Source organism: Bacteroides togonis (genome assembly GCF_900130135.1).
Lineage (GTDB): Bacteria > Bacteroidota > Bacteroidia > Bacteroidales > Bacteroidaceae > Bacteroides > Bacteroides pullorum.
The window spans coordinates 2,091,152-2,111,865 of record NZ_LT670820.1; the positions used below are offsets into that span (position 1 = coordinate 2,091,152).

General features: G+C 50.0%; 15 protein-coding genes and 1 pseudogene. 9 read left to right on the forward strand and 7 right to left on the reverse strand.

Annotated elements, in window-relative coordinates; genetic code table 11:
• Nucleotides 1-5: 5 nt before the first annotated feature.
• Genes BQ8005_RS08990 through BQ8005_RS09010 form a run of 5 tightly spaced genes read left to right on the forward strand, consistent with a single transcriptional unit; the run spans nucleotide 6 to nucleotide 9,037 of the window.
• Nucleotides 6-1,877 (forward strand): glycoside hydrolase family 32 protein, encoded by a 1,872-nt coding sequence (locus tag BQ8005_RS08990; protein ID WP_075317816.1) that lies wholly within the window; start codon nucleotides 6-8, stop codon nucleotides 1,875-1,877.
• A 21-nt stretch (nucleotides 1,878-1,898) separates the two neighbouring features.
• Nucleotides 1,899-4,094 carry an alpha-galactosidase gene (locus BQ8005_RS08995; protein ID WP_075317817.1) on the forward strand — a complete coding sequence of 732 codons (2,196 nt, stop codon included), beginning with the start codon at nucleotides 1,899-1,901 and terminating at the stop codon, nucleotides 4,092-4,094.
• 37 nt (nucleotides 4,095-4,131) lie between these two features.
• Complete coding sequence (locus tag BQ8005_RS09000) at nucleotides 4,132-5,316, forward strand: MFS transporter (protein WP_075317818.1); 1,185 nt, start codon at nucleotides 4,132-4,134, stop codon at nucleotides 5,314-5,316.
• Entirely contained in the window at nucleotides 5,309-6,202 is an 894-nt protein-coding gene (locus BQ8005_RS09005; protein ID WP_075317819.1) for a carbohydrate kinase family protein, read from the forward strand. The genes BQ8005_RS09000 and BQ8005_RS09005 overlap by 8 nt, the downstream gene beginning before the upstream one ends.
• Nucleotides 6,203-6,262: 60 nt before the next feature.
• Nucleotides 6,263-9,037, forward strand: coding sequence for a hybrid sensor histidine kinase/response regulator transcription factor (locus BQ8005_RS09010; RefSeq protein ID WP_075317820.1), 2,775 nt, complete (start codon nucleotides 6,263-6,265; stop codon nucleotides 9,035-9,037).
• Between the two features lie 95 nt (nucleotides 9,038-9,132).
• On the opposite strand, the gene phoU is transcribed toward BQ8005_RS09010, so the two are convergent.
• From phoU to pstC, 4 genes are all read right to left on the reverse strand, one after another.
• The gene (gene phoU / locus BQ8005_RS09015) at nucleotides 9,133-9,825 is read right to left on the reverse strand and encodes a phosphate signaling complex protein PhoU (protein ID WP_021846522.1); all 693 of its coding nucleotides are present in this window, start codon (nucleotides 9,823-9,825) and stop codon (nucleotides 9,133-9,135) included.
• Between the two features lie 65 nt (nucleotides 9,826-9,890).
• Complete coding sequence (pstB, locus tag BQ8005_RS09020; protein WP_021846521.1) at nucleotides 9,891-10,646, reverse strand: phosphate ABC transporter ATP-binding protein PstB; 756 nt, start codon at nucleotides 10,644-10,646, stop codon at nucleotides 9,891-9,893.
• A gap of 37 nt (nucleotides 10,647-10,683) precedes the next feature.
• Nucleotides 10,684-11,550: a phosphate ABC transporter permease PstA gene (gene pstA / locus BQ8005_RS09025; protein ID WP_021846520.1), complete on the reverse strand. Its 867-nt coding sequence runs from the start codon at nucleotides 11,548-11,550 to the stop codon at nucleotides 10,684-10,686.
• A gap of 24 nt (nucleotides 11,551-11,574) precedes the next feature.
• Nucleotides 11,575-12,756: a phosphate ABC transporter permease subunit PstC gene (pstC, locus tag BQ8005_RS09030; protein WP_021846519.1), complete on the reverse strand. Its 1,182-nt coding sequence runs from the start codon at nucleotides 12,754-12,756 to the stop codon at nucleotides 11,575-11,577.
• 193 nt (nucleotides 12,757-12,949) lie between these two features.
• Between pstC and BQ8005_RS09035 the strand changes: the two genes are divergently transcribed.
• The 3 genes and pseudogenes from BQ8005_RS09035 to BQ8005_RS09045 all read left to right on the forward strand — a co-directional run bounded on the left by BQ8005_RS09035 (nucleotide 12,950) and on the right by BQ8005_RS09045 (nucleotide 16,884).
• On the forward strand, nucleotides 12,950-13,771 hold the full coding sequence (locus BQ8005_RS09035) for a PstS family phosphate ABC transporter substrate-binding protein (protein WP_246593188.1): 822 nt from the start codon (nucleotides 12,950-12,952) through the stop codon (nucleotides 13,769-13,771).
• 184 nt (nucleotides 13,772-13,955) lie between these two features.
• A pseudogene (locus BQ8005_RS09040) lies at nucleotides 13,956-15,512 on the forward strand (IS1182 family transposase); the annotation flags it as partial.
• 196 nt (nucleotides 15,513-15,708) lie between these two features.
• Complete coding sequence (locus tag BQ8005_RS09045; RefSeq protein WP_075317821.1) at nucleotides 15,709-16,884, forward strand: MFS transporter; 1,176 nt, start codon at nucleotides 15,709-15,711, stop codon at nucleotides 16,882-16,884.
• A gap of 99 nt (nucleotides 16,885-16,983) precedes the next feature.
• Here the strand turns inward: BQ8005_RS09045 and BQ8005_RS09050 are convergent, their stop codons facing one another.
• The 3 genes from BQ8005_RS09050 to BQ8005_RS09060 all read right to left on the reverse strand — a co-directional run bounded on the left by BQ8005_RS09050 (nucleotide 16,984) and on the right by BQ8005_RS09060 (nucleotide 18,959).
• Nucleotides 16,984-17,184, reverse strand: coding sequence for a helix-turn-helix transcriptional regulator (locus tag BQ8005_RS09050; protein WP_021847514.1), 201 nt, complete (start codon nucleotides 17,182-17,184; stop codon nucleotides 16,984-16,986).
• The gene (locus tag BQ8005_RS09055) at nucleotides 17,177-17,596 is read right to left on the reverse strand and encodes a hypothetical protein (protein ID WP_021847513.1); all 420 of its coding nucleotides are present in this window, start codon (nucleotides 17,594-17,596) and stop codon (nucleotides 17,177-17,179) included. Before BQ8005_RS09055 ends, BQ8005_RS09050 begins: the two co-directional genes overlap by 8 nt.
• 289 nt (nucleotides 17,597-17,885) lie before the next feature.
• On the reverse strand, nucleotides 17,886-18,959 hold the full coding sequence (locus tag BQ8005_RS09060; RefSeq protein ID WP_075317822.1) for a sugar kinase: 1,074 nt from the start codon (nucleotides 18,957-18,959) through the stop codon (nucleotides 17,886-17,888).
• A 246-nt stretch (nucleotides 18,960-19,205) separates the two neighbouring features.
• Here BQ8005_RS09060 and BQ8005_RS09065 point away from each other — a divergent pair, with 246 nt between their 5' ends.
• Complete coding sequence (locus tag BQ8005_RS09065) at nucleotides 19,206-20,642, forward strand: Na+/H+ antiporter NhaC family protein (protein WP_021847511.1); 1,437 nt, start codon at nucleotides 19,206-19,208, stop codon at nucleotides 20,640-20,642.
• The last annotated feature ends 72 nt before the right edge of the window (nucleotides 20,643-20,714 follow it).

Genomic DNA, 20,714 nt, shown 5'->3' on the forward strand with positions numbered 1-20,714 from the left:
GAACCATGAAAAGGATTTTCAATCACCTGACAATGACTTTGGCAACAGCTGCCGCACTGACAGCCTGCCAGCCGCAGAGCAACGGCATCCGCCTGGAACACCAAGGCGACACGCTCACCATCGTTCACATCACAAACCCAACCCGATACCTCATCCTCCCCATCCAGGAGTCTTGCAACGAAGGCAAGGTAAAACTCATCACGGGCAGCCCCGCCGACATGGCCATGGACGTACGTCTGGCAGTCGATAGCGTAGAATATTACGTGCCCTTCGCCCTGCCGCAGGGAGCCAAAGAAGCCACGGTGACCATCGGCCGCGTGGCTGCTAACGCCATCTGCTGGGACAGCATCCGCCTGGCCGACACCTTCGACACCACCAATACCGACTATTACCGCCCCGTCTATCACCACACGCCGCTCTACGGCTGGATGAACGACGCCAACGGTCTGGTCTACAAAGACGGCGAATATCACCTGTATTTCCAGTACAACCCCTACGGATCGAAGTGGGGCAACATGCACTGGGGACACTCCGTCAGCCGCGACCTTATCCACTGGGAACACCTTGATCCGGCTATCGCCCGCGACACACTGGGACACATTTTCTCGGGTAGTTCCGTTGTCGACAAGAACAACAGCGCCGGCTACGGCAAGGACGCCATGATTGCTTTCTACACCTCGGCCAGCGACGAGCACGGACAGATACAGTGCATGGCCTACAGCAACGATAACGGCCGCACCTATACCAAATACGAAAAGAACCCCATCCTGACGCCGTTCGACGGACTGAAGGACTTCCGCGACCCGAAAGTCTTCTGGTACGAACCCGCACAGAAGTGGTACATGATTGTTTCCGCCGACAAGAACATGCGTTTCTACTCGTCTACCGACATGAAGAACTGGGAATACCTCAGCCAGTTTGGCGAAGGCTACGGCGTACAGCCCAACCAGTTTGAGTGTCCCGACTTTGTACAGCTGCCTGTCGACGGCAACAAGGACAACATGAAGTGGGTGATGATTGTCAATATCAACCCCGGCTGCCCCTTCGGCGGTAGTGCTACGGAATATTTCGTAGGCGAGTTCGACGGCAAGGAATTCAAGTGCGACACGGACAAGAGCGTTACCAAGTGGCTCGACTTCGGTAAGGACCACTACGCCACAGTCTGCTTCTCGAATACCGGCGACCGCACCATCGCAGTTCCCTGGATGAGCAACTGGCAGTATGCCAACGTAACCCCCATCCGCCAGTACCGAGGTGCCAACGCCCTGCCTCGCGAGCTTTCACTCTACACCAAGAACGGTGAAATCTACATGGCCGCCAATGCCGTGAAGGAGACCGAAGGCCTGCGCAAAGGCACTACCCCCGTCAACGACTTCACCCTGGCCGACGAACATCTGGTCAGCCCGCTGGCTACCGGTGTCGAAGGTGCTTGCGAACTGGAAATGGACATCACCCCGGGCAAAGCACAAACCACAGGCTTCCAACTGCTAAACGATAAAGGCGAAAAGGTAGACATCTACCTCGACATAAAGGCCGGCCGCCTCGTCATGGATCGTACTCAGAGCGGATTGACCGCTTTCGGCGAGAAAGCAGAACCTCATGCCAAAGAGACCGACGACCACCGCAAGACCGAATCAGTGAACTACATCAACGATTTCGCTCTGGGCACCTGGGCACCGCTCTCTCTGTGCGAAGGCAAGACATATCACCTCGATGTGTTCGTAGACAAGTGCTCTGTTGAAATCTTCGTAGACGGTGGCCGCATCGCCATGACCAACCTCGTGTTCCCCACCCAGCCCTACAACGCTCTGCGTTTCTATACCCAGGGAGGTGAGGCCGAAGTGAAGAACCTGAAAGTACATCAGTTAGGATTGTAACACTAAAAGCCCTTATATCCCATGAAACACCTCATCGCAACGGCGGCACTTACACTGCTCGCCACCACTACACTGAATGCCAGTGACATGAAACAGATACGCATTTCCACTGACCGCACCGACCTGGTGCTGCAGGTGGGCGACAACGGCCGCCTCTACCAGAGCTACTTTGGTGAACGGCTGCTGAATGAGTCCGACCTGAAAGAACTGGGTTGGAGTGTGCACCCCGCCTCGGACGGCAGTGTCAGCCGCCGCGGATGGGAGGTGTACAGCGGTTCGGGCAACGAAGACTTCTTCGAACCCGCCCTGGCCGTCACCCACAACGACGGAAATCCTTCCACATGGCTCTACTACGTTTCTTCCTCCTCGCACCCCGTGGAGGGAGGCGTGCAGACCGACATCCAGCTGCGCGACGACAAGTATCCCGTCGACGTGACGCTGCACTACGTGGCCTATCCGAAGGAGAACGTCATCAAGACGTGGAGCGAAATCCGCCATCAGGAGAAGAAGCCCGTTACTTTGTCGGCTTATGCCTCAACCATGCTTTACTTCAGCCGTCCGGCCTACTACCTGACGGAGTTCAGCAGCGACTGGGCCAAGGAAGCGCAGATGAGCACGCAGCCCCTGCTTTTCGGCAAGAAAGTGATCGACACCAAGCTGGGCAGCCGCGCCGCCATGCACACGCATCCCTTCTTCATCGTGGGAATGGACCAGCCCGCCCAGGAACAGCAGGGCGAAGTGCTGATGGGCACACTGGCGTGGACAGGCAATTTCCGTTTCACCTTCGAGGTGGACAATGTGGGCAACCTGCGCATCATTCCCGGCATCAATCCGTATGCGTCGGCCTATCGGTTGAATCGCGATGAGGTCTTCACTACCCCCGAATTCATCTTTACACTGAGCACTGAAGGTACCGGCCAGGGCAGCCGCAACCTGCAGGCCTGGGCACGCAACTATCAGCTGAAGGACGGCAAAGGTACACGCCTGACCCTGCTCAACAACTGGGAAAACACCGCCTTCGACTTCGATCAGGACATCCTGGCCGAACTGATGAAGGAAGCCAAGGACCTGGGTGTGGACATGTTCCTGCTGGACGACGGATGGTTTGGCAACAAATATCCGCGCAAAGACGACCGTGCGGGACTGGGCGACTGGGAAGTGACGCACGACAAGCTGCCCGGCGGCATCCGTGCCCTGACCGACGCTGCCAAAGAGGCGGGCGTGAAGTTCGGACTATGGATAGAGCCGGAAATGGTGAATCCCAAAAGCGAACTCTTCGAGCAGCACCCCGACTGGGCCATCCATTATCCCAACCGCGAGACGTATTACTACCGCAACCAGCTGGTGCTCGACCTGAGCAACCCGGCCGTGCAGGACTATGTCTACAGCATTGTGGACAAGCTGCTGAAGGAGAATCCTGACATCGCTTACTTCAAGTGGGACTGCAACAGCCCTATCACCAACATCTATTCGCCCTACCTCAAAGCTGAACAGGGACAACTGTACATCGACCATGTCCGCGGCGTCTATAACGTGATGAAGCGCGTGAAGGACAACTATCCCGACGTGCCCATGATGCTCTGCTCGGGCGGCGGTGCACGTTGTGACTACGAGGCGCTGAAGTATTTCACCGAATTCTGGTGTAGCGACAATACCGATCCTGTGGAGCGCATCTACATCCAATGGGGCTTCTCGCAGTTCTTCCCGGCCAAGGCCATGTGCGCCCATGTGACGAGCTGGAACAAGGCAGCTTCCCTCAAGTTCCGCACCGATGTGGCTTCGATGTGTAAGCTGGGCTTCGACCTGGGACTGAAAGAACTGAGTGCCGAGGAACTGCTCTACTGCCAGACGGCCGTAGCCAACTGGAAGCGTCTGCAATCCGTCATCCTGGACGGTAACCAATACCGTCTGGTATCGCCTTACGAAAGTAACCACATGGCGGTGAACTACGTGAGCACAGACAGCCGCAAGGCCGTACTCTTTGCTTACGATGTCTATCCGCGTTATCAGGAGAAACTGCTGCCCGTCCGCTTGCAGGGACTTGACCCGACGAAGCGCTACAAGGTAGAGGAAATCAACCTGATGCCCGAGGCCCAATCTTCACTTCCATCTAACGGCCGCATTCTTTCAGGTGACTATCTGATGAAAATCGGTCTCGATATCTTTGGTTTCCGCCCGATGCAAAGTCATGTGGTGGAACTGACGGAGGTAGAATGAATATCACTTCTCAAACTTCTTTAAATTCTTAAAAACAATGACCGCAAAACAACAAATGAAATACGGAAGGCTGATACCCGTCATGCTCTGCTTCTTCGCCATGGGCTTTGTCGACCTGGTGGGTATCGCTTCCAATTACGTAAAGGCTGACCTTGGACTGACGGACTCGCAGGCCAACATTTTTCCGTCGCTTGTCTTCTTCTGGTTCCTCATCTTCTCTGTACCCACAGGAATGCTGATGAATCGTATCGGACGAAAAAACACGGTACTGCTGAGCCTCTTCGTGACAGCTCTGTCACTCCTATTACCTTTCTTTGGGGATGGTTACGGACTGATGCTCTGTTCCTTCTCGCTGCTAGGTATCGGCAATGCCCTGATGCAAACTTCACTCAATCCACTATTGAGCAACATTATTTCGGGCGATCGTCTGGCCAGTTCGCTTACTTTCGGGCAGTTTGTCAAAGCCATCGCTTCGTTCCTGGCTCCCTACATCGCCATGTGGGGTGCTACGCAGGCCATGCCTACTTTCGGATTGGGCTGGCGTGTGCTGTTCCCCGTCTACATGATAGTGGCTGTCATCGCCATCCTGTGGCTCTCATCTACCCCTATTGAAGAAGAAAAGCCTGATCAGGCATCAGGCTTTGCCGACTGCCTGCGTCTGTTAGGACAACCGTTTATCCTGCTTTGTTTTTTGGGTATTGTCTGCCACGTAGGTATCGATGTAGGAACCAACACAACTGCACCCAAGCTACTGATGGAGCGTGTAGGCTTGACACTCGACGAAGCTGGTTTTGCCACGAGCCTCTACTTCATCTTCCGTACGGCGGGCTGCCTGTTGGGCACGTTCATCCTGCAGCATTTGTCAGCACGCCGCTTTCTGGGCATCAGCGTAGTGTGTATGCTGGTAGCCATGGCTGGCCTGCTGGTGTCCGACGCGCATCATGTCATCTACGTCTGCATCGCCCTCATCGGATTCGGCAACTCCAATGTCTTTCCTATCATTTTCGCACAAGCCCTCACTGCTGTACCCGACAAAAAGAACGAAGTTTCGGGACTGATGATTATGGGCCTTTTCGGCGGTACAATCTTCCCGCTGCTGATGGGTATGGCCAGTGACGCTGTCGGACAAAGCGGCGCTGTCGCTGTAATGACGATCGGCGTACTCTATCTGATTGCCTACACTTTGAAAATGAAATCACAAAAAAACAATAGCCATGAATAATCAATCAATCGTAGTCGGAATGGGCGAAGCACTTTGGGACGTGCTGCCCGAAGGGAAAAAACTGGGTGGAGCACCCGCTAATTTTGCCTATCACGTATCGCAGTTCGGATTGGAAAGCCGCATAGTAAGTGCCGTAGGACAGGACAAACTGGGTTCAGAAATTTTGGATAACTTCCGCGAAAAACAATTATACGGACTGATAGAAACAGTACCTTATCCCACAGGAACGGTTCAAGTTGAATTGGATGCTGAAGGGGTTCCTTGCTATGACATTAAAGAAGGGGTAGCTTGGGACAACATTCCCTACACACAAGCTCTTGAGGGACTGGCCCATCAGACATGCGCTGTCTGTTTCGGTTCACTGGCACAGCGCAGCATCGTATCACGCGAAACCATTCACCATTTTCTCGACGCAATGCTGGAAAACGAAGATACACTCCGCATTTTTGACATCAACCTGCGTCAAGGATTTTATACGAAAGAAATTCTGTGTGATTCGTTTCGTCGTTGCAACGTACTGAAGATTAACGATGAAGAGTTGGTTACCGTAAGTCGAATGTTCGGTTATCCGGGTATCGACCTTCAAGACAAATGCTGGATTCTGCTGGCCAAGTATAATCTGAAAATGCTGATTCTGACTTGTGGCGTAAACGGCAGTTATGTCTTTACTCCCGGCCGCGTATCATTTGTAGAAACTCCCAAGGTGCAGGTTGCTGACACCGTAGGTGCAGGCGACTCTTTCACAGCAGCCTTTACGGCCGCTATCCTTAAGGGACATCCAGTAGCAGAAGCCCATCAACTGGCCGTAGAAACTTCGGCTTATGTTTGTACGCAACAAGGAGCTATGCCCGTATTACCTCAATCGCTGACGGAAAGACTGGCATAGAGATGATAGTTTCATGGATTTTTGTCTATCTTTGTATCCATAACCAAAGAACAAAAATCCATGAAACGCCATTTTGTCTTTCTTGTAACCATCCTTTGTACACTCTATCTACTGCTATTTAGTTCATGCAGCCAAGAGAAAAACCGTTACGTTATCGGTGTGTCACAATGCAGTGATGACGAATGGCGCACACAAATGAACAAGGAAATCCGCCGCGAAGCACTCTTCTATCCTGGCGTGGAAGTAGATATCCGTTCGGCAAACGACGATAATCGGAAACAAACAGAAGATATCGAACGATTTATCCGCCGAAAAGTAGATCTGATTGTTGTAGCTCCCAACGAAGCAGAAGCCATCACTCCTGTGATAGAAAAAGCATACGCCAAGGGAATCCCCGTCGTACTGGTTGACAGACGGATTAACTCCGACCAGTATACTGCTTATGTAGGAGCAGACAACTACGAAATGGGCCGACAGATAGGCCACTACATTACTACACGTTTGGAAGGCAAAGGCAACGTTGTAGAACTGACAGGCTTAAAAGGTTCCACACCTGCAGCCGATCGCCATCGAGGATTGATGGACGTACTATCTCGTACACCTGGCATACAGATAGTGGCCAGTGCCGATGCCGGGTGGTTCCAAAAATCAGCAGAACAAGCATTTGACTCCATCCTGACCTGTCAGCCGAAAATCGATCTGGTATTTGCTCATAACGATCGCATGGCAGCAGGAGCACACACAGCAGCCCTTCGGCATGGACGCGCAAACAAAATGCTCTTCGTCGGTGTAGATGCCTTGCCTGGCAAAGGATTGGGAGTAGAATTGGTAGCCAATGGCGTATTGGACGGCACTTTCATTTATCCAACGGGAGGCGACCGCGTAATACAAGTAGCCATGAGCATTCTGGAAGGGAAGAAATATCAACGCGAGAATCTGCTTTCCACCGCTCCTGTCAACCGACAAAACGCCCACGTAATGCAGATGCAAACGGATCACATCGCCACACTGGACGGAAAAATTGAGAAGCTCAACAGCCAGTTGGATGCCTTCCTGCTCCGCTATTCCGCCCAACGCATGTTCCTCTACGCCTGCATCATCATTATCCTGCTGGTAGGTGCATTGCTGGTCTTCGTAGTACGTGCTTTTTGGACCAAAAACCGCTTGAATGCCGAACTGTCCCAACAGAAAAAGCAGCTGGAGGAACAACGTGACCAACTCATCACACTATCGAGGCAACTAGAAGAAGCTACGCATGCCAAACTGGCTTTCTTCACCAACGTATCCCACGACTTCCGTACTCCCCTCACCCTCATCGCCGACCCCGTCGACCAACTTCAGCAAAGTCACAACCTGAACGAGCAGGAACGCTTTCTGCTGAATATTATCCATAAGAACGTAGCTGTACTGTTACGCCTCGTCAATCAGATACTCGACTTCCGCAAATTTGAAGAAGGGAAACTGGATATGCATCTCTCTCGATTTGATCTGGCTGCCTCGCTACACGAATGGACAGATGCCTTCCGTACTTTGGCCTATCGAAAACATATCCGCTTCAGCATCGACACCCCTGAACCTGAAGGTAAAGAAAACGAAAATAGCTTCATCACCGCCGATGCCGAAAAAATAGAACGTATCTTATACAACCTCCTGTCCAACGCCTTCAAGTTTACTCCCGAAAACGGAAGCGTCCACGTCTGTCTCGAATTTTTCAATAAGGAAGAGGTCCGTTGGATGCGCCTGCAAGTGACAGATACTGGAGTAGGCATGTCTGCCGACCACATACAGCACATATTCGAAAGCTTCTACCAGATAGATGTCCACCATGCAGGATCGGGCATTGGCCTCGCTTTGGTGAAAGCATTTGTAGAGATGCACGGAGGCACCATCCACGTGGACAGCGCTGAAGGACAAGGTACCCGCTTCTGCATTGAGATGCCAGCTCATCAAACAGGTGCATTAGACAGTAACACTACCCGTAGCGCCATGTTAGCCAACCTGAAAGAAGGCGCCGTACTGGCCGCCGACCAGGAAACAATACAAGTGGCCGATCACGACACAAAACCCGAAGACAAAGAAACCATTCTCGTAATAGACGACAATCAGGACATACGCGACTATGTCCGCTCCGTCCTTCAGGAAAAATACAACGTCATTGAGGCTGCCAACGGACAAGAGGGCGTTCAACAAGCCATGAAGTACGTGCCCGACGCCATCATCTGCGACGTGATGATGCCCGTCATGGACGGCATGGAGTGCTGTCGTCGCCTGAAGTCGGAATTGCAGACATCGCACATCCCCGTAATGATGCTCACGGCCTATGCCGTAGACGAACAGAAGATAAAGGGATACGAGTGTGGAGCAGATTCCTACATATCCAAACCTTTCAGTGCCCAGCTACTTACCGTCCGCCTGCGCAACCTCATCGAAAACCGCCAACGTTTACAAAATTTCTTCTCGGACGGCGTGAAAGCACCCACGCAAAAGGCCCCCGTGGCCGAGCTGGATAAAGGTTTCATGGAAAAGCTCCATCGCCTCATCAACGACCGCCTGTCCGATCCTAACCTAAGCATAGAGGATTTGGGGGAAGAAATAGGTTTGAGCCGCGTACAGCTTTATCGCAAAACGAAGGCACTCTGTGGCCATGCACCCAACGAACTGCTGCGCATCGCACGCCTGAAACGTGCATCTGCGCTATTGGCTTCCACCGAAAAGACGGTAGCTGAAATCACTTACGAGGTAGGTTTCAGTTCGCCCTCCTACTTCACCAAATGCTACAAAGAATATTTCGGCGAAAACCCCACCGATTTCTTGAAACGAAAGAATGGAGAATAAATGCAAAAAGAAAGCATTGCTTTCCACCTCGAAAAACAATGCTTTGTGAGGCAGAAAACAATGCTTTATTCTTTATTAAGAAGAGGCTTCTCTGACTACTTCTCTTGTCCGTATCCCTCTTCTGCCGTATCGTGATGCTTCAATACCTTGGCGTCGATGAAGAAGACAATCTCTTCTGCTATGTTCGTGATGTGGTCGCCGGCACGCTCCAGCTTGCGGAAAACGCTTGCCAAATTGATGCAGGACAAAGCGCTTTCAGGATGTTGCTGGATATATTCAGCCAACAAGGTAGAAGCGTTGGCATTGATTTCATCCAGCACATTGTCTTTCGCGAAAACTGATGTAGCCAACTCCTGGCTTTCTTCCTGCAAAGCACGCTTTGCCAGTTCGAGCATGGAGAGAACCTGATCGATCATCTCCTGCAGACGAAGACGCTTCACGAGGTCGGCATCGAGTGTCAGCTCTTTCTCTTCGAGAGCAAAGCGGGCAACGCTCTCGGCAAAATCGCCCAGACGCTCCAGATTGGTATTGATTTTCAGCATGGCCAATACAAATCGTAAATCGATGGCTACCGGCGTATAAAGCGCAATGATGTCCTCCACATCGCTGTCTATCTTCAGCTCAAAGGCATTGACCCGACGTTCATGCACAAGCACCTGCTGAGCCAACTCCTTGTCCAGCGTAAGTACCGATTCGCCGGCACGATCCAGTTGGTTGTAAACCAACGTCCACATTTCGTCTATCTCTTTCTTCAACAAAACCAGTTCACTTTCGATGAATTTTACCATAATACTATTCTGTTTTAGTTACTAATTCGTTTTTAAAATTGCCTCAAAGTTAAGCAAAATCCCCATTAACCGAAACGTCCTGTGATATAATTCTGCGTCTGCTCTTTTTTCGGGCTGATAAAGATGGTCTTCGTGTCGCCATACTCCACCATCTGCCCCATGTAGAAGAAAGCCGTCTTATCGCTTACACGGGCGGCCTGCTGCATGTTATGAGTCACGATAACAATGGTGTAGTCGTGCTTCAGCTCGTGTATCAGCTCCTCTACCTTGGTTGTCGAGATGGGGTCGAGCGCCGAAGCCGGTTCGTCCATAAGAAGCACCGAGGGGGATACTGCCATGGCCCGAGCTATGCACAAACGCTGCTGCTGACCACCCGAAAGAGCATACGCCGACTCTTTCAACTTGTCTTTCACCTCATCCCACAAGGCGGCACCACGCAAGCTTTCCTCCACACGCTGACGAATGAATTGGGTATCGGTCACCCCATTCACGCGCAGGCCATAGGCTACATTCTCGAATATACTCTTGGGAAACGGGTTGGGACGCTGAAAAACCATGCCAACGTCCTTACGCAACTCATCCACATTCACCCCTTTGCCGTAGATGTCTTGCCCGTTGATTTGAACGCTTCCGGTCAGACGCGTATCGGGTATCAGGTCATTCATCCGGTTCAACAGACGAAGGAAGGTAGACTTGCCACATCCCGACGGGCCGATGAAAGCCACCACGGATTTTTCCTCTATATCCATGCTGATATTTTTCAACGCATGAAAATCGCCATACCAGAAGTTCACGTCACGGGTTTCAATGATATTCTTCATATATTTGGATATTTGATTATCGATAAATTTCCATTTTCTAATTTGATTTTACTTTCTTCTCAAAATACTTGCGCAGAGCATTGGCCAACAGGTTGACAAACAAGATGATGACAATGAGCACCAAGGCCGTGCCATAGGCAATGGGCAGCTGGGCATCGATGTCCGTACCACTGGTCGAAATCACATACAGGTGATAGGGCAATGCCATACACTGGTCAAAAATGCTTTGTGGCAACCGAGGCAGGAAGTAAGCGGCACAAGTAAACAGAATAGGCGCCGTCTCGCCCGACACACGCCCCAAAGCCAGAATAAGGCCGGTAATGATGTTAGGCATACCCATCGGCAAGATGACATGCCAGATGGTCTGCAACTTCGTGGCGCCCAAGGCCCGGCTTCCCTCACGCATGCTGTCGGGTATCGCCTTCAAAGCTTCCTCAGTAGTACGGATAACCAACGGTAAGCTGAGCAGGCCCAACGTGAGCGAACCGGCCAGGATGCTGTCACCAAAATCGAGCCAGTTGACAAACAAGGCCATACCGAACAAGCCAAACACAATGGACGGGATGCCGCTCAGGTTATTGGTCATCATCCGGATGAAGCGAACCACCCACCCCCGTTTGGGAGCATACTCATTCATATAAATGCCGCTCATCACTCCTACAGGGAAAGCGAACAGCGCACTACCCACCATGAGATAAAACGTACCTACAATGGCCGGCCAGATACCGCCTGCCGTCATACCGTCGGCCGGAGCCGTCGTCAAGAAGTCCCAACTAATGACCCCTATACCCTTATATATAATAAAGAACAGAATAGCAAAGAGCACCAACACGACACTCAGACTCAGCAAACGGAACAAACCGAAAGCTATACCTTGCGAAACACGTTTTCGATTGACTGACATAATCTTATTTCTATATTTAAATCCTTACTTTCTCTTCGACACCGCCTCCACCGTAAAGTTAATCAGCAGACTAATGAAAAACAGCACCACGCCCAAGAGGAACAACGACGCGTAATGTGCCCCCCCCGCGGGAGCCTCACCCAGTTCGGCAGCAATCGTAGCGGGAATGGTGCGAAGCGGTTCAAGGATGGAAGACGGTATCACGGCCGCATTGCCTGTCACCATCAACACGGCCATCGTCTCGCCCACAGCGCGTCCGATGCCCAACACGACACCCGACGTAATACCCGATATGGAGTAAGGTATCACCACTCTATAAATAGTCTGCCATTGCGATGCGCCCAGCGCCAGACTGGCCTCGCGCATAGCCCGGGGACAGTTACGCATGGCATCTTCCGTCACGGTGATTATCGTAGGCAAGGCCATGATGGCCAGCACGATACTTCCCGCCAAGCCACTTTCACCCACAGGTAGGTTGAACACTTGTTGAAGCAAAGGCACGATGACTATCAGGCCGAAGAAGCCATAAACTACAGATGGAATACCGCTCAACAGCTCGATGACCGGCTTCAAGACGTTACGGATTTTAGGATGGGCCACTTCAGACATATAGATGGCCACGGACAGTCCGAAGGGTAAAGCTATCAGAATGGCAAATAGGCTGACCCAAAGCGTACCCGTTATCAAGGGCAAGAAACCGAACAAGGGTGCGGGCGTAGCAGTCGGAAACCATTCCGCACCGGCAAACACGTCCTTCGCCGAGATGGTGTTATCTTTCATCAAATACACTGAGTCATTGTGCTCCACAAACTGTTCGGGAACAAAAGCCACCATACCAGGCGTACGGGCTACCAACCCTGTGATACATGCGCCCGCATTCTCGTAAGACGCTCCCAACTGCTCTTCCGTGAAATACCGCTCAGCGTCCTCCAGACGAAACAGGCGGATGGGGACATCCTCTCCCCCTACATCCTTCCAATTGGTAATCTCGCCGTCAAACACATCCTTAATCTCCTCGGGAGTCAGCTCGTCCACTCCGGTACCTTGATGAACCGCCAGCACGTAACCTTCTTCTATGACCTTGTCACCAAACAGCCCCGCCGCTTCCGAAAAGAGGAAGAGCACAATCAAAACAATTGTGATGCTTGTCACAAAACCGCTACAGGCCAGCAGTCCTTCTACAATTTTTTCAAATATCCGCTTCATTGCATAATAAATTTCTGTACCTATAATTTTCCGCCGCAAAGAAACAGCGGAAATGCTAAGAAAACGTGTCTTTCTCTTGAAGAAACTGTTTCATATGTATTACATTTTCGTTACAAATCCCGAGGACACCCGTTTTGTAACGTCCATGAAACATCTGTTTCCGTTATTTGTGCCCATAAAAACAATAATTAAAATGAAGACTATACAGATTTTTCTTGTTCTGGCCGCATGGTTTCTTTCCTTCGGCAACCTCTACGCCCAACGCATCAAGGGCAGCGACACAGTATTGCCCATCGCCCAACAGACAGCCGAAGAATTCATGAAAATCCACCCCGAAGCCCGCGTCACCGTCACCGGCGGAGGTAGCGGCGTAGGAATTTCCGCATTGCTAGACGGCACGGCCGATTTGGCCATGGCTTCGCGCTCCATCAAGTTCAGCGAAAAGATGAGAGCTAAGGCGGCAGGCAAAGACATCCGCGAAACCATCATCGCTGGAGACGCCCTTGCCGTGGTGGTCCATCCTGACAATCCGGTCGACCGGCTGACCCGCCAGCAACTGGAAGATATTTTCCGCGGAAAGATTACCAACTGGAAAGAAGTGGGAGGAGAAGACCGCAAGATTGTCGTTTATTCGCGCGAGACGTCCTCCGGCACGTATGAATTCTTCAAAGAGAGCGTGCTGAAAAATAAGAACTACATGGCTGGCAGCCTTTCCATGCCCGCCACGGGCGCCGTCATCCAGTCGGTCAGCCAGACCCGTGGTGCCATCGGCTACGTGGGACTGGCCTACGTCTCCCACCGAGTGAAGCCGCTTGCCGTGGCCTACGAAGGAGGCGAGTATGCACAACCCACCCCGCAAAACGCCACCAACGGCACTTACCCCATCGTCCGCCCACTCTACTACTATTACGAACAGAAGAATGCCGACCGCGTTGCCCCGCTACTGGATTATATTCTTTCGTCCAACGGGCAGGCCATCATCAAAGGCGGCGAATATATTCCCGTCAAGCCATAAACGCTATCCGGTTTCTGTCATCCCGCACTCGATGCGGGATCCATATCATCATCGCCTGTGTGTTCCTGGGAAGGTGTGTCAAAAAGCACACCTTCTTTGTTTAGCACAAAGCCCCGACTTTCACAAGCTGGGGCTTTGTTGTTACCTAAAGATTTTGTATCTTTAAGCCTAAAGATTTATACATATGGCAAAGATACATTTTCGTCCCTACACTCCCAACCAAACGGTACTATTTCCGCAAAGAATCGATGAAGATATTGCAGAAAACGATCCTATACGCATGGTTGACGCTTTGGTTGAAAGCCTGAATCTTGAAGGTTTCAGGAAGTTATACAAAGAATGCGGCCGTAGTCCTTACCATCCCAAGATGATGCTAAAGGTTATCTTGTATGCCTATATGAACAATATATACTCCTGCCGGAAAATAGAAAAGCTCCTTCGTCGTGATATCCATTACATTTGGTTAGCCGGTTATGAGAAACCGGACTTTATTACTATCAACCGTTTCCGTAATCGGGTGAAGAAGGAGATCAACGAAGTGTTTACCCAAACCGTACTTCTGCTTTCATCCAAAGGTTTCATCAGTCTGAATGTGGAATATATTGACGGAACAAAGATTGAGTCCAAGGCCAACAAATATACTTTTGTATGGCGGAAGAGCGTTGAGCGAAACCGTGAACGACTGATGAAGAAAATCAGTGTTTTGTTAAGCCAAATAGATGACGTCATCGCTCAGGAAAAAGCTTCGGAAAACAACGAGGAAATTGAGTTTACTCCTTCCATGCTGACAGAAATGGCGGGAGAATTACGCACTGCTCTTGAACAGACTTCAGAACCATCCACGAAAGAGCAGAAATCTGCGCTGGGAAAGAAACGCAAGCAGCTGAAAGAACTGGAAGCACATAGAGATAAGCTTCAGGAATACAATAACCATCTGGACAATCTTCAGGACCGCAACTCTTATTCCAAGACAGACAAAGAGGCCACTTTTATGAGAATGAAGGAGGATGCCATGCACAACGGTCAGACAAAACCAGGATATAATCTTCAGATTGCTACGGAAAATCAATTCATTATCGATTATTCTCTTTTTCCGAATCCGACTGACACCTTGACGATGATTCCCTTTCTGAAGTCCTTTGCCGACAGATACGGCCGTTTGGCTCATACGGTGGTTGCTGATTCCGGTTACGGATCAGAAGAGAATTACCACTTTATGTCGGAAAACGGGATGGAAGCATACGTCAAATACAATTGTTTCCACATGGAGCAGCGGCCAAGATTTAAACCGAATCCTTTTAAAGCCGAAAACTTTTTCTACAATGAAGAACAGGACTACTGCGTCTGTCCAATGGGACAAAAGATGCAGAGGGCAGGTACCAGGCATACGAAAACCGAATCCGGATATGTAGTCGAATATGCCAGGTATAGGGCTGTCAGATGCGAAGGGTGTCCGTTAAGATGTCTGTGTTTTAAAGCTAAAGGAAACAGGACGATAGAACTGAATCACCGACTCAGGATATACAAACAGAAAGCCCGGGAACTTCTCTGTTCCGAAGAAGGACTGAAACACAGAGGGCAAAGGTGTATAGAACCGGAAGCTGTATTTGGACAGATAAAATTCAACATGAACTACAAGCGCTTCCGTCATTTTGGAAAGGACAAGGTCCTTATGGACTTTTCCTTCCTGGCCATCGCCTTCAATATAAAAAAGATGTGTACCAAGATGAATAAAGAGGGGATAAATTGGCCAATTAAACACCTTTACGGCCTTATTACCACTCATTTAAGCTATTGGGAACAAAATATCGAGATTATCTTCAGAATATCGCTGCTTGAAAAAGTTAACAACGCTCTTATCGTTGATAAAGAAAAGAGGGTGAATCGCGTATTACGACACACCCTCTTTTCTTTTTATAAGCAGTTACAACATCCGCATGAAACAGGAATTGAAAGAAAACGGCGGCCTTCCCGCCCATATTCTCTGGACACTCGCCATCGTGGCAGGCGTGTCTGTAGCCAACATCTACTACAACCAGCCCCTGCTCAACCTGATACGGCAGGAACTGGGCATCACGGAGTTCAGCGCCAACCTCATCGCCATGATCACGCAGGTGGGCTATGCGCTGGGACTGCTGTTCATCATCCCGCTGGGAGACCTCTATCCGCGTAAGAAAATCATTCTGGCCAATTTCACCCTGCTCATCTGCTCCATGCTGACGATGGCCGTCAGCAAGGACATCCATGTCATCTGGGCCGCGTCGCTGCTCACGGGTATAGGTTCCATGATTCCCCAAATCTTCGTGCCCATCGCCTCCGTCTTCTCTCGCCCTGAGAACAAGGGGCGCAACGTAGGCATCGTCATCTCGGGTCTGCTGACGGGCATCCTGGCCTCGCGCGTGGTCAGCGGCTACATCGGCGAACTGCTGGGCTGGCGCGAAATGTACTACATAGCTGCCGGCATGATGGTAGTATGTGCTGTGGTGGTGCTCAAGGTGCTGCCCGACATCCGCCCCACCTTCAGCGGACGGTACTCCGACCTGATGAAATCGCTCTTCCAGTTAGTAAGGGACTATCCCGAACTGCGCATTTACTCCATCCGCTCCGCACTGGCCTTCGGCTCCATGCTGGGCATGTGGTCGTGCCTGGCCTTCAAGATGGGCAGCGCACCGTTCTATGCCGACAGCGACGTCATCGGCTTCCTGGGCTTGTGCGGCGTGGCCGGCGCCTTGACAGCTTCCTTCGTGGGCAGTTGGGTAAAGAAAGTGGGTGTACGCAACTTCAACTACATCGGATGCGGGCTCATCCTCCTGTCCTGGTGTTGCTTCTACTTCGGGCAAAACAGCTTTGCCGCCATTGTGGCAGGCATCCTGCTAATAGATATCGGCATGCAGTGCATCCAGCTCAGCAACCAGACAAGCATCTTCCACCTCTGCCCTTCGGCCTCCAACCGCCTGAACACCATCTTCATGACCACCTACTTCATCGGCGGCTCGCTGGGTACCTTCCTGGCCGGCAGCTGTTGGGAGCTGTGGGGCTGGGGCGGTGTATCGGCCGTCGCCTCCCTACTGACGCTGATTTCACTGGGCATCACGGTGGTGACACAAAAGTAAAAAAGCAATGGGGCTGCATCAACAACATGATAGAATGGTTCGCATTCTCTCTTGTTATTGATACAGCCCTACAATTGTATAGAAGTCGGGCAAAGTTAATCAATCACCTTCCTCCAGCTGGAAAACTGTTTCGACCGGCTGGCCGAAAACTTTTGCTATCTTGAGGGCCAACACCGTAGAAGGAACATACTTCTTGGTCTCGATGGCATTGATGGTCTGGCGGCTCACTCCTACCGCCTCGGCCAGTTGCTGCTGCGTCATCTGATGGATGGCGCGCTGCACGCGCAAAGTATTATTCATGATTCTCCTTTCTGAAACGCAAAAGTTTCCAATGAAAAATGACAAGAAACAAAATCAATACGGTAAACATATTGACAGCCATAAAATTGAGATATGGCATTCCGTAAATGCAAAGTGTTACCACAATCAGAATCAGGTAGTTGCACACAATAGCCAACGTCCAAGCCTGCATGCGCAAATGAGCAATACATTCGTCCTCATCCTTCTCACACGAAAAGGAAGCCAGCAACAAGCAGACAGCAAGACCTACCACAACAAGTTCATCAAAACAATCCTTCATCCCCATTTGGGATAAGAATGTATCCATCCACGATCCATCAAGCAAGAGATAAAGACCTCCCAACACAAAAGGAATACCCAACCACAATCCTACTTTCTTGCAGGAGGGCGACAAAAGATAATCGGTTTTCATATCGTAATGGTTTTAAAGATTACGATGCAAATATAAAGCATAGAATACGAAATGACAAGTAAACTATACATAAAGTAATGCAAACTTAACTCAATATAACATTTCACACTCTATTAAAACCACTACATGCTACTATTTCAACCCCCAAAATGAGCATGACACACCCACTACCTCCTCCGTACATTCTCCGTATACAAGTACCCAAACATGGAGCAGGTACGGACCTGGTACGGAGAAGGTATGGAGAAAGGCATCTGTTTGCAGGATTTTTCCGTTTTTTGCACTTACATCATCTTGATACACGTCCGGAGGTATTTCCCTGCATCAGGCTTTCTACCTCCTCAACTGTCACCAGATTGAAATCGCCATAGACCGTATTCTTCAAGGCAGAAGCAGCCAAAGCAAAATCAAGTGCCTTCTGTGCATCATCGGGATAAGCTCGCAAACCATAAATCATACCTCCTACAAAGGCATCGCCGGCACCCACACGATCTACTTCATGCTCGATGTCATAGATTCCAGTGTGATGGAACTTTCCATCAGACAAAAGAACAGCTGCCAATAAATTATGATTAGCAGTGAGAGAATTGCGCAACTCAAGGAAAACCTTCTGACAACGTGGTACAGCCTTACTTACTTTACGCGTGAAAGTTTCGAATGCAGGCAAATTGGCTTCAAATGAAACATCAGCTGCGGTCACAGCCTTAAAACCGACAGGCTCAACTCCCATAATCTCCCGATACTCGGGTTCGGCACCAAACAATACATCACTGTACTGCACAAGCGGCATCATCACTTCAGCTGCTGTCCGTCCATAGTTCCACAGTTTCTTGCGGAAATTCAAATCACACGAAATGATCAGTCCCATGCGATCGGCTACTTCCAACGCCTCACGACAGGCATCAGCCCCTTCCTGCGAAAGGGCGGCAGCAATACCCGACCAATGGAACCATCCCGCTCCGTCGAACACCTTCTCCCAGTCAATCATACCCGGACGAAGAGTCGCAAATGCAGAATCCTCGCGATCGTACACGACATTGGAATTACGAAAAGCAGCTCCCGGTTCCAAAAAATAAATCCCCATACGCTTGCCACCGAAAACGACACCTTCCGTGCCCAACCCATAAGAACGTAACGAATCAATACAGGCATGAGCAATGGCATTGTCCGGCAAACGAGTTACAAACTCAGTCGGCACCCCGAAATGAGCCAACGACACTGCTACATTAGCCTCACTACCACCATACGTGGCTATCCATTCGTTTGTCTGCGAAAAACGCCGGAAACCGGGGGTAGACAGACGAAGCATCACCTCACCGAAAGTAACCACTTTCTTTCCAATATTCAATCGCTTGTTTTCCATCTGATTATCCAAGTTTTATTCTTCAATTCGTTTTGAGATTGCGAATGTACAAATTTAATGGATAACAAAATCGGTTCAACTTCGAAAAAAGAAAAAAACTAGTAAAAATCCGAATATATATTCACACAAAATAATATAAAAGCCAAAGTATCCCTATCAAAACATTATTTTTATGCAATATTCCCCTACGGATACGGAATAAGCATAAATTTTATCGTACCTTTGCCGCAAAATTGAAAAATAAGCATGAATTCAACGAAGAAGATTCCCTCTCCCCTCGTATCCCTCCTGCCTATTGCGTTGCTGGCAGGAATGTTGTTTGCCACCATTAGTACTTTCGGAAGTGATGCGCTGAACGGTGGTAGCCAAATTTCCTTATTAGTAACCACTGCCTGCTGTGCACTTATCGGAATGGCCTTCTACCGCATTCCTTGGAAAAACTTTGAACGGGCAATAACCAATAATATAGCAGGTGTCTCTACCGCCCTTCTCATTCTGCTTATTATCGGTGCATTAAGCGGAACTTGGATGATCAGTGGTGTAGTGCCAACCTTAATATATTATGGCATGCAGATAATCCATCCTGATTTTTTTCTGGCTTCGACCTGCCTTATCTGCGCTCTCGTATCCGTAATGACTGGAAGTTCATGGACCACTATCGCTACTATCGGCATTGCCCTGATGGGCATCGGCAAAGCACAAGGGTTCCACGAAGGATGGATAGCCGGTGCTATCATCTCAGGAGCCTATTTTGGAGACAAAGTTTCCCCTCTGTCTGACACGACCATTCTGGCTTCATCGGTTACAGATACTCCTCTTTTTACCCACATCCGCTACATGATGATTACGACTGTGCCTTCCCTACTCATAGCTATCACACTCTTCACCATCATGGGGTTAACGCACGACGGCGGTAGCACGGCCCAAGAAATGGCTGCATTTGGTGCAACACTGGAAAACAAATTTCATATTACTCCCTGGCTGTTGCTTGTTCCCATCGTAACAGGCATTCTTATTGCACGCAAAGTACCCTCTATTGTCACCTTGGCCATCTCGACCGTACTGGCTTGTGCAGCCGCCCTCATCTTTCAGCCCGACCTGCTGCGCGAAGTAGCAGAAGGTGGAAGCTTGTTCAAAGGAACAATGATGACCTGCTATGGAAGTACCAGCCTGCAGACCGATAATAGCATCCTGACTGAACTGGTCGCCACCCGGGGTATGTCAGGTATGATGAATACCGTATGGCTTATCCTATGCGCCATGTGCTTCGGTGGAGCCATGACGGCCAGTGGCATGTTGGGTAGTATCACATCCGTATGTGTACGTTTTATTAAAAGCCGTGTCAGCACTGTAGCTTCTACGGTTTTTTCAGGACTCTTTTTGAACATAGCCACAGCCGACCAATATATCAGCATCATTCTGCTGGGTAATATGTTTGGAGACATTTATAAAAGACAAGGCTACGAAAGCCGTCTGTTGAGCCGAACAACCGAAGATGCCGTAACAGTCACTTCCGTACTGATTCCATGGAATACTTGCGGCATGACCCAGGCCACCATCTTGAGTGTACCTACACTGGTCTATCTACCCTTCTGCTTCTTCAACCTCATCAGTCCGCTAATGAGCATCCTGATGGCAGCCATCGGGTACAAAATAGTTGTGAAGAAAGCTAACCTGTCATAAATGAAAAGAAGCTTCGAGGGCAATACACATGTAAATGTCAACCCACGAAGTTTCTTTCAATCAATTCTTTTT

Coding starts and splice junctions, on each gene's coding strand:
- BQ8005_RS08990 (WP_075317816.1), top strand. CDS start 6: ATGAAAAGGATTTTCAATCACCTGACAATGACTTTGGCAACAGCTGCC.
- BQ8005_RS08995 (WP_075317817.1), top strand. CDS start 1,899: ATGAAACACCTCATCGCAACGGCGGCACTTACACTGCTCGCCACCACT.
- BQ8005_RS09000 (WP_075317818.1), top strand. CDS start 4,132: ATGACCGCAAAACAACAAATGAAATACGGAAGGCTGATACCCGTCATG.
- BQ8005_RS09005 (WP_075317819.1), top strand. CDS start 5,309: ATGAATAATCAATCAATCGTAGTCGGAATGGGCGAAGCACTTTGGGAC.
- BQ8005_RS09010 (WP_075317820.1), top strand. CDS start 6,263: ATGAAACGCCATTTTGTCTTTCTTGTAACCATCCTTTGTACACTCTAT.
- phoU (WP_021846522.1), bottom strand. CDS start 9,825: ATGGTAAAATTCATCGAAAGTGAACTGGTTTTGTTGAAGAAAGAGATA.
- pstB (WP_021846521.1), bottom strand. CDS start 10,646: ATGAAGAATATCATTGAAACCCGTGACGTGAACTTCTGGTATGGCGAT.
- pstA (WP_021846520.1), bottom strand. CDS start 11,550: ATGTCAGTCAATCGAAAACGTGTTTCGCAAGGTATAGCTTTCGGTTTG.
- pstC (WP_021846519.1), bottom strand. CDS start 12,756: ATGAAGCGGATATTTGAAAAAATTGTAGAAGGACTGCTGGCCTGTAGC.
- BQ8005_RS09035 (WP_246593188.1), top strand. CDS start 12,950: ATGAAGACTATACAGATTTTTCTTGTTCTGGCCGCATGGTTTCTTTCC.
- BQ8005_RS09045 (WP_075317821.1), top strand. CDS start 15,709: ATGAAACAGGAATTGAAAGAAAACGGCGGCCTTCCCGCCCATATTCTC.
- BQ8005_RS09050 (WP_021847514.1), bottom strand. CDS start 17,184: ATGAATAATACTTTGCGCGTGCAGCGCGCCATCCATCAGATGACGCAG.
- BQ8005_RS09055 (WP_021847513.1), bottom strand. CDS start 17,596: ATGAAAACCGATTATCTTTTGTCGCCCTCCTGCAAGAAAGTAGGATTG.
- BQ8005_RS09060 (WP_075317822.1), bottom strand. CDS start 18,959: ATGGAAAACAAGCGATTGAATATTGGAAAGAAAGTGGTTACTTTCGGT.
- BQ8005_RS09065 (WP_021847511.1), top strand. CDS start 19,206: ATGAATTCAACGAAGAAGATTCCCTCTCCCCTCGTATCCCTCCTGCCT.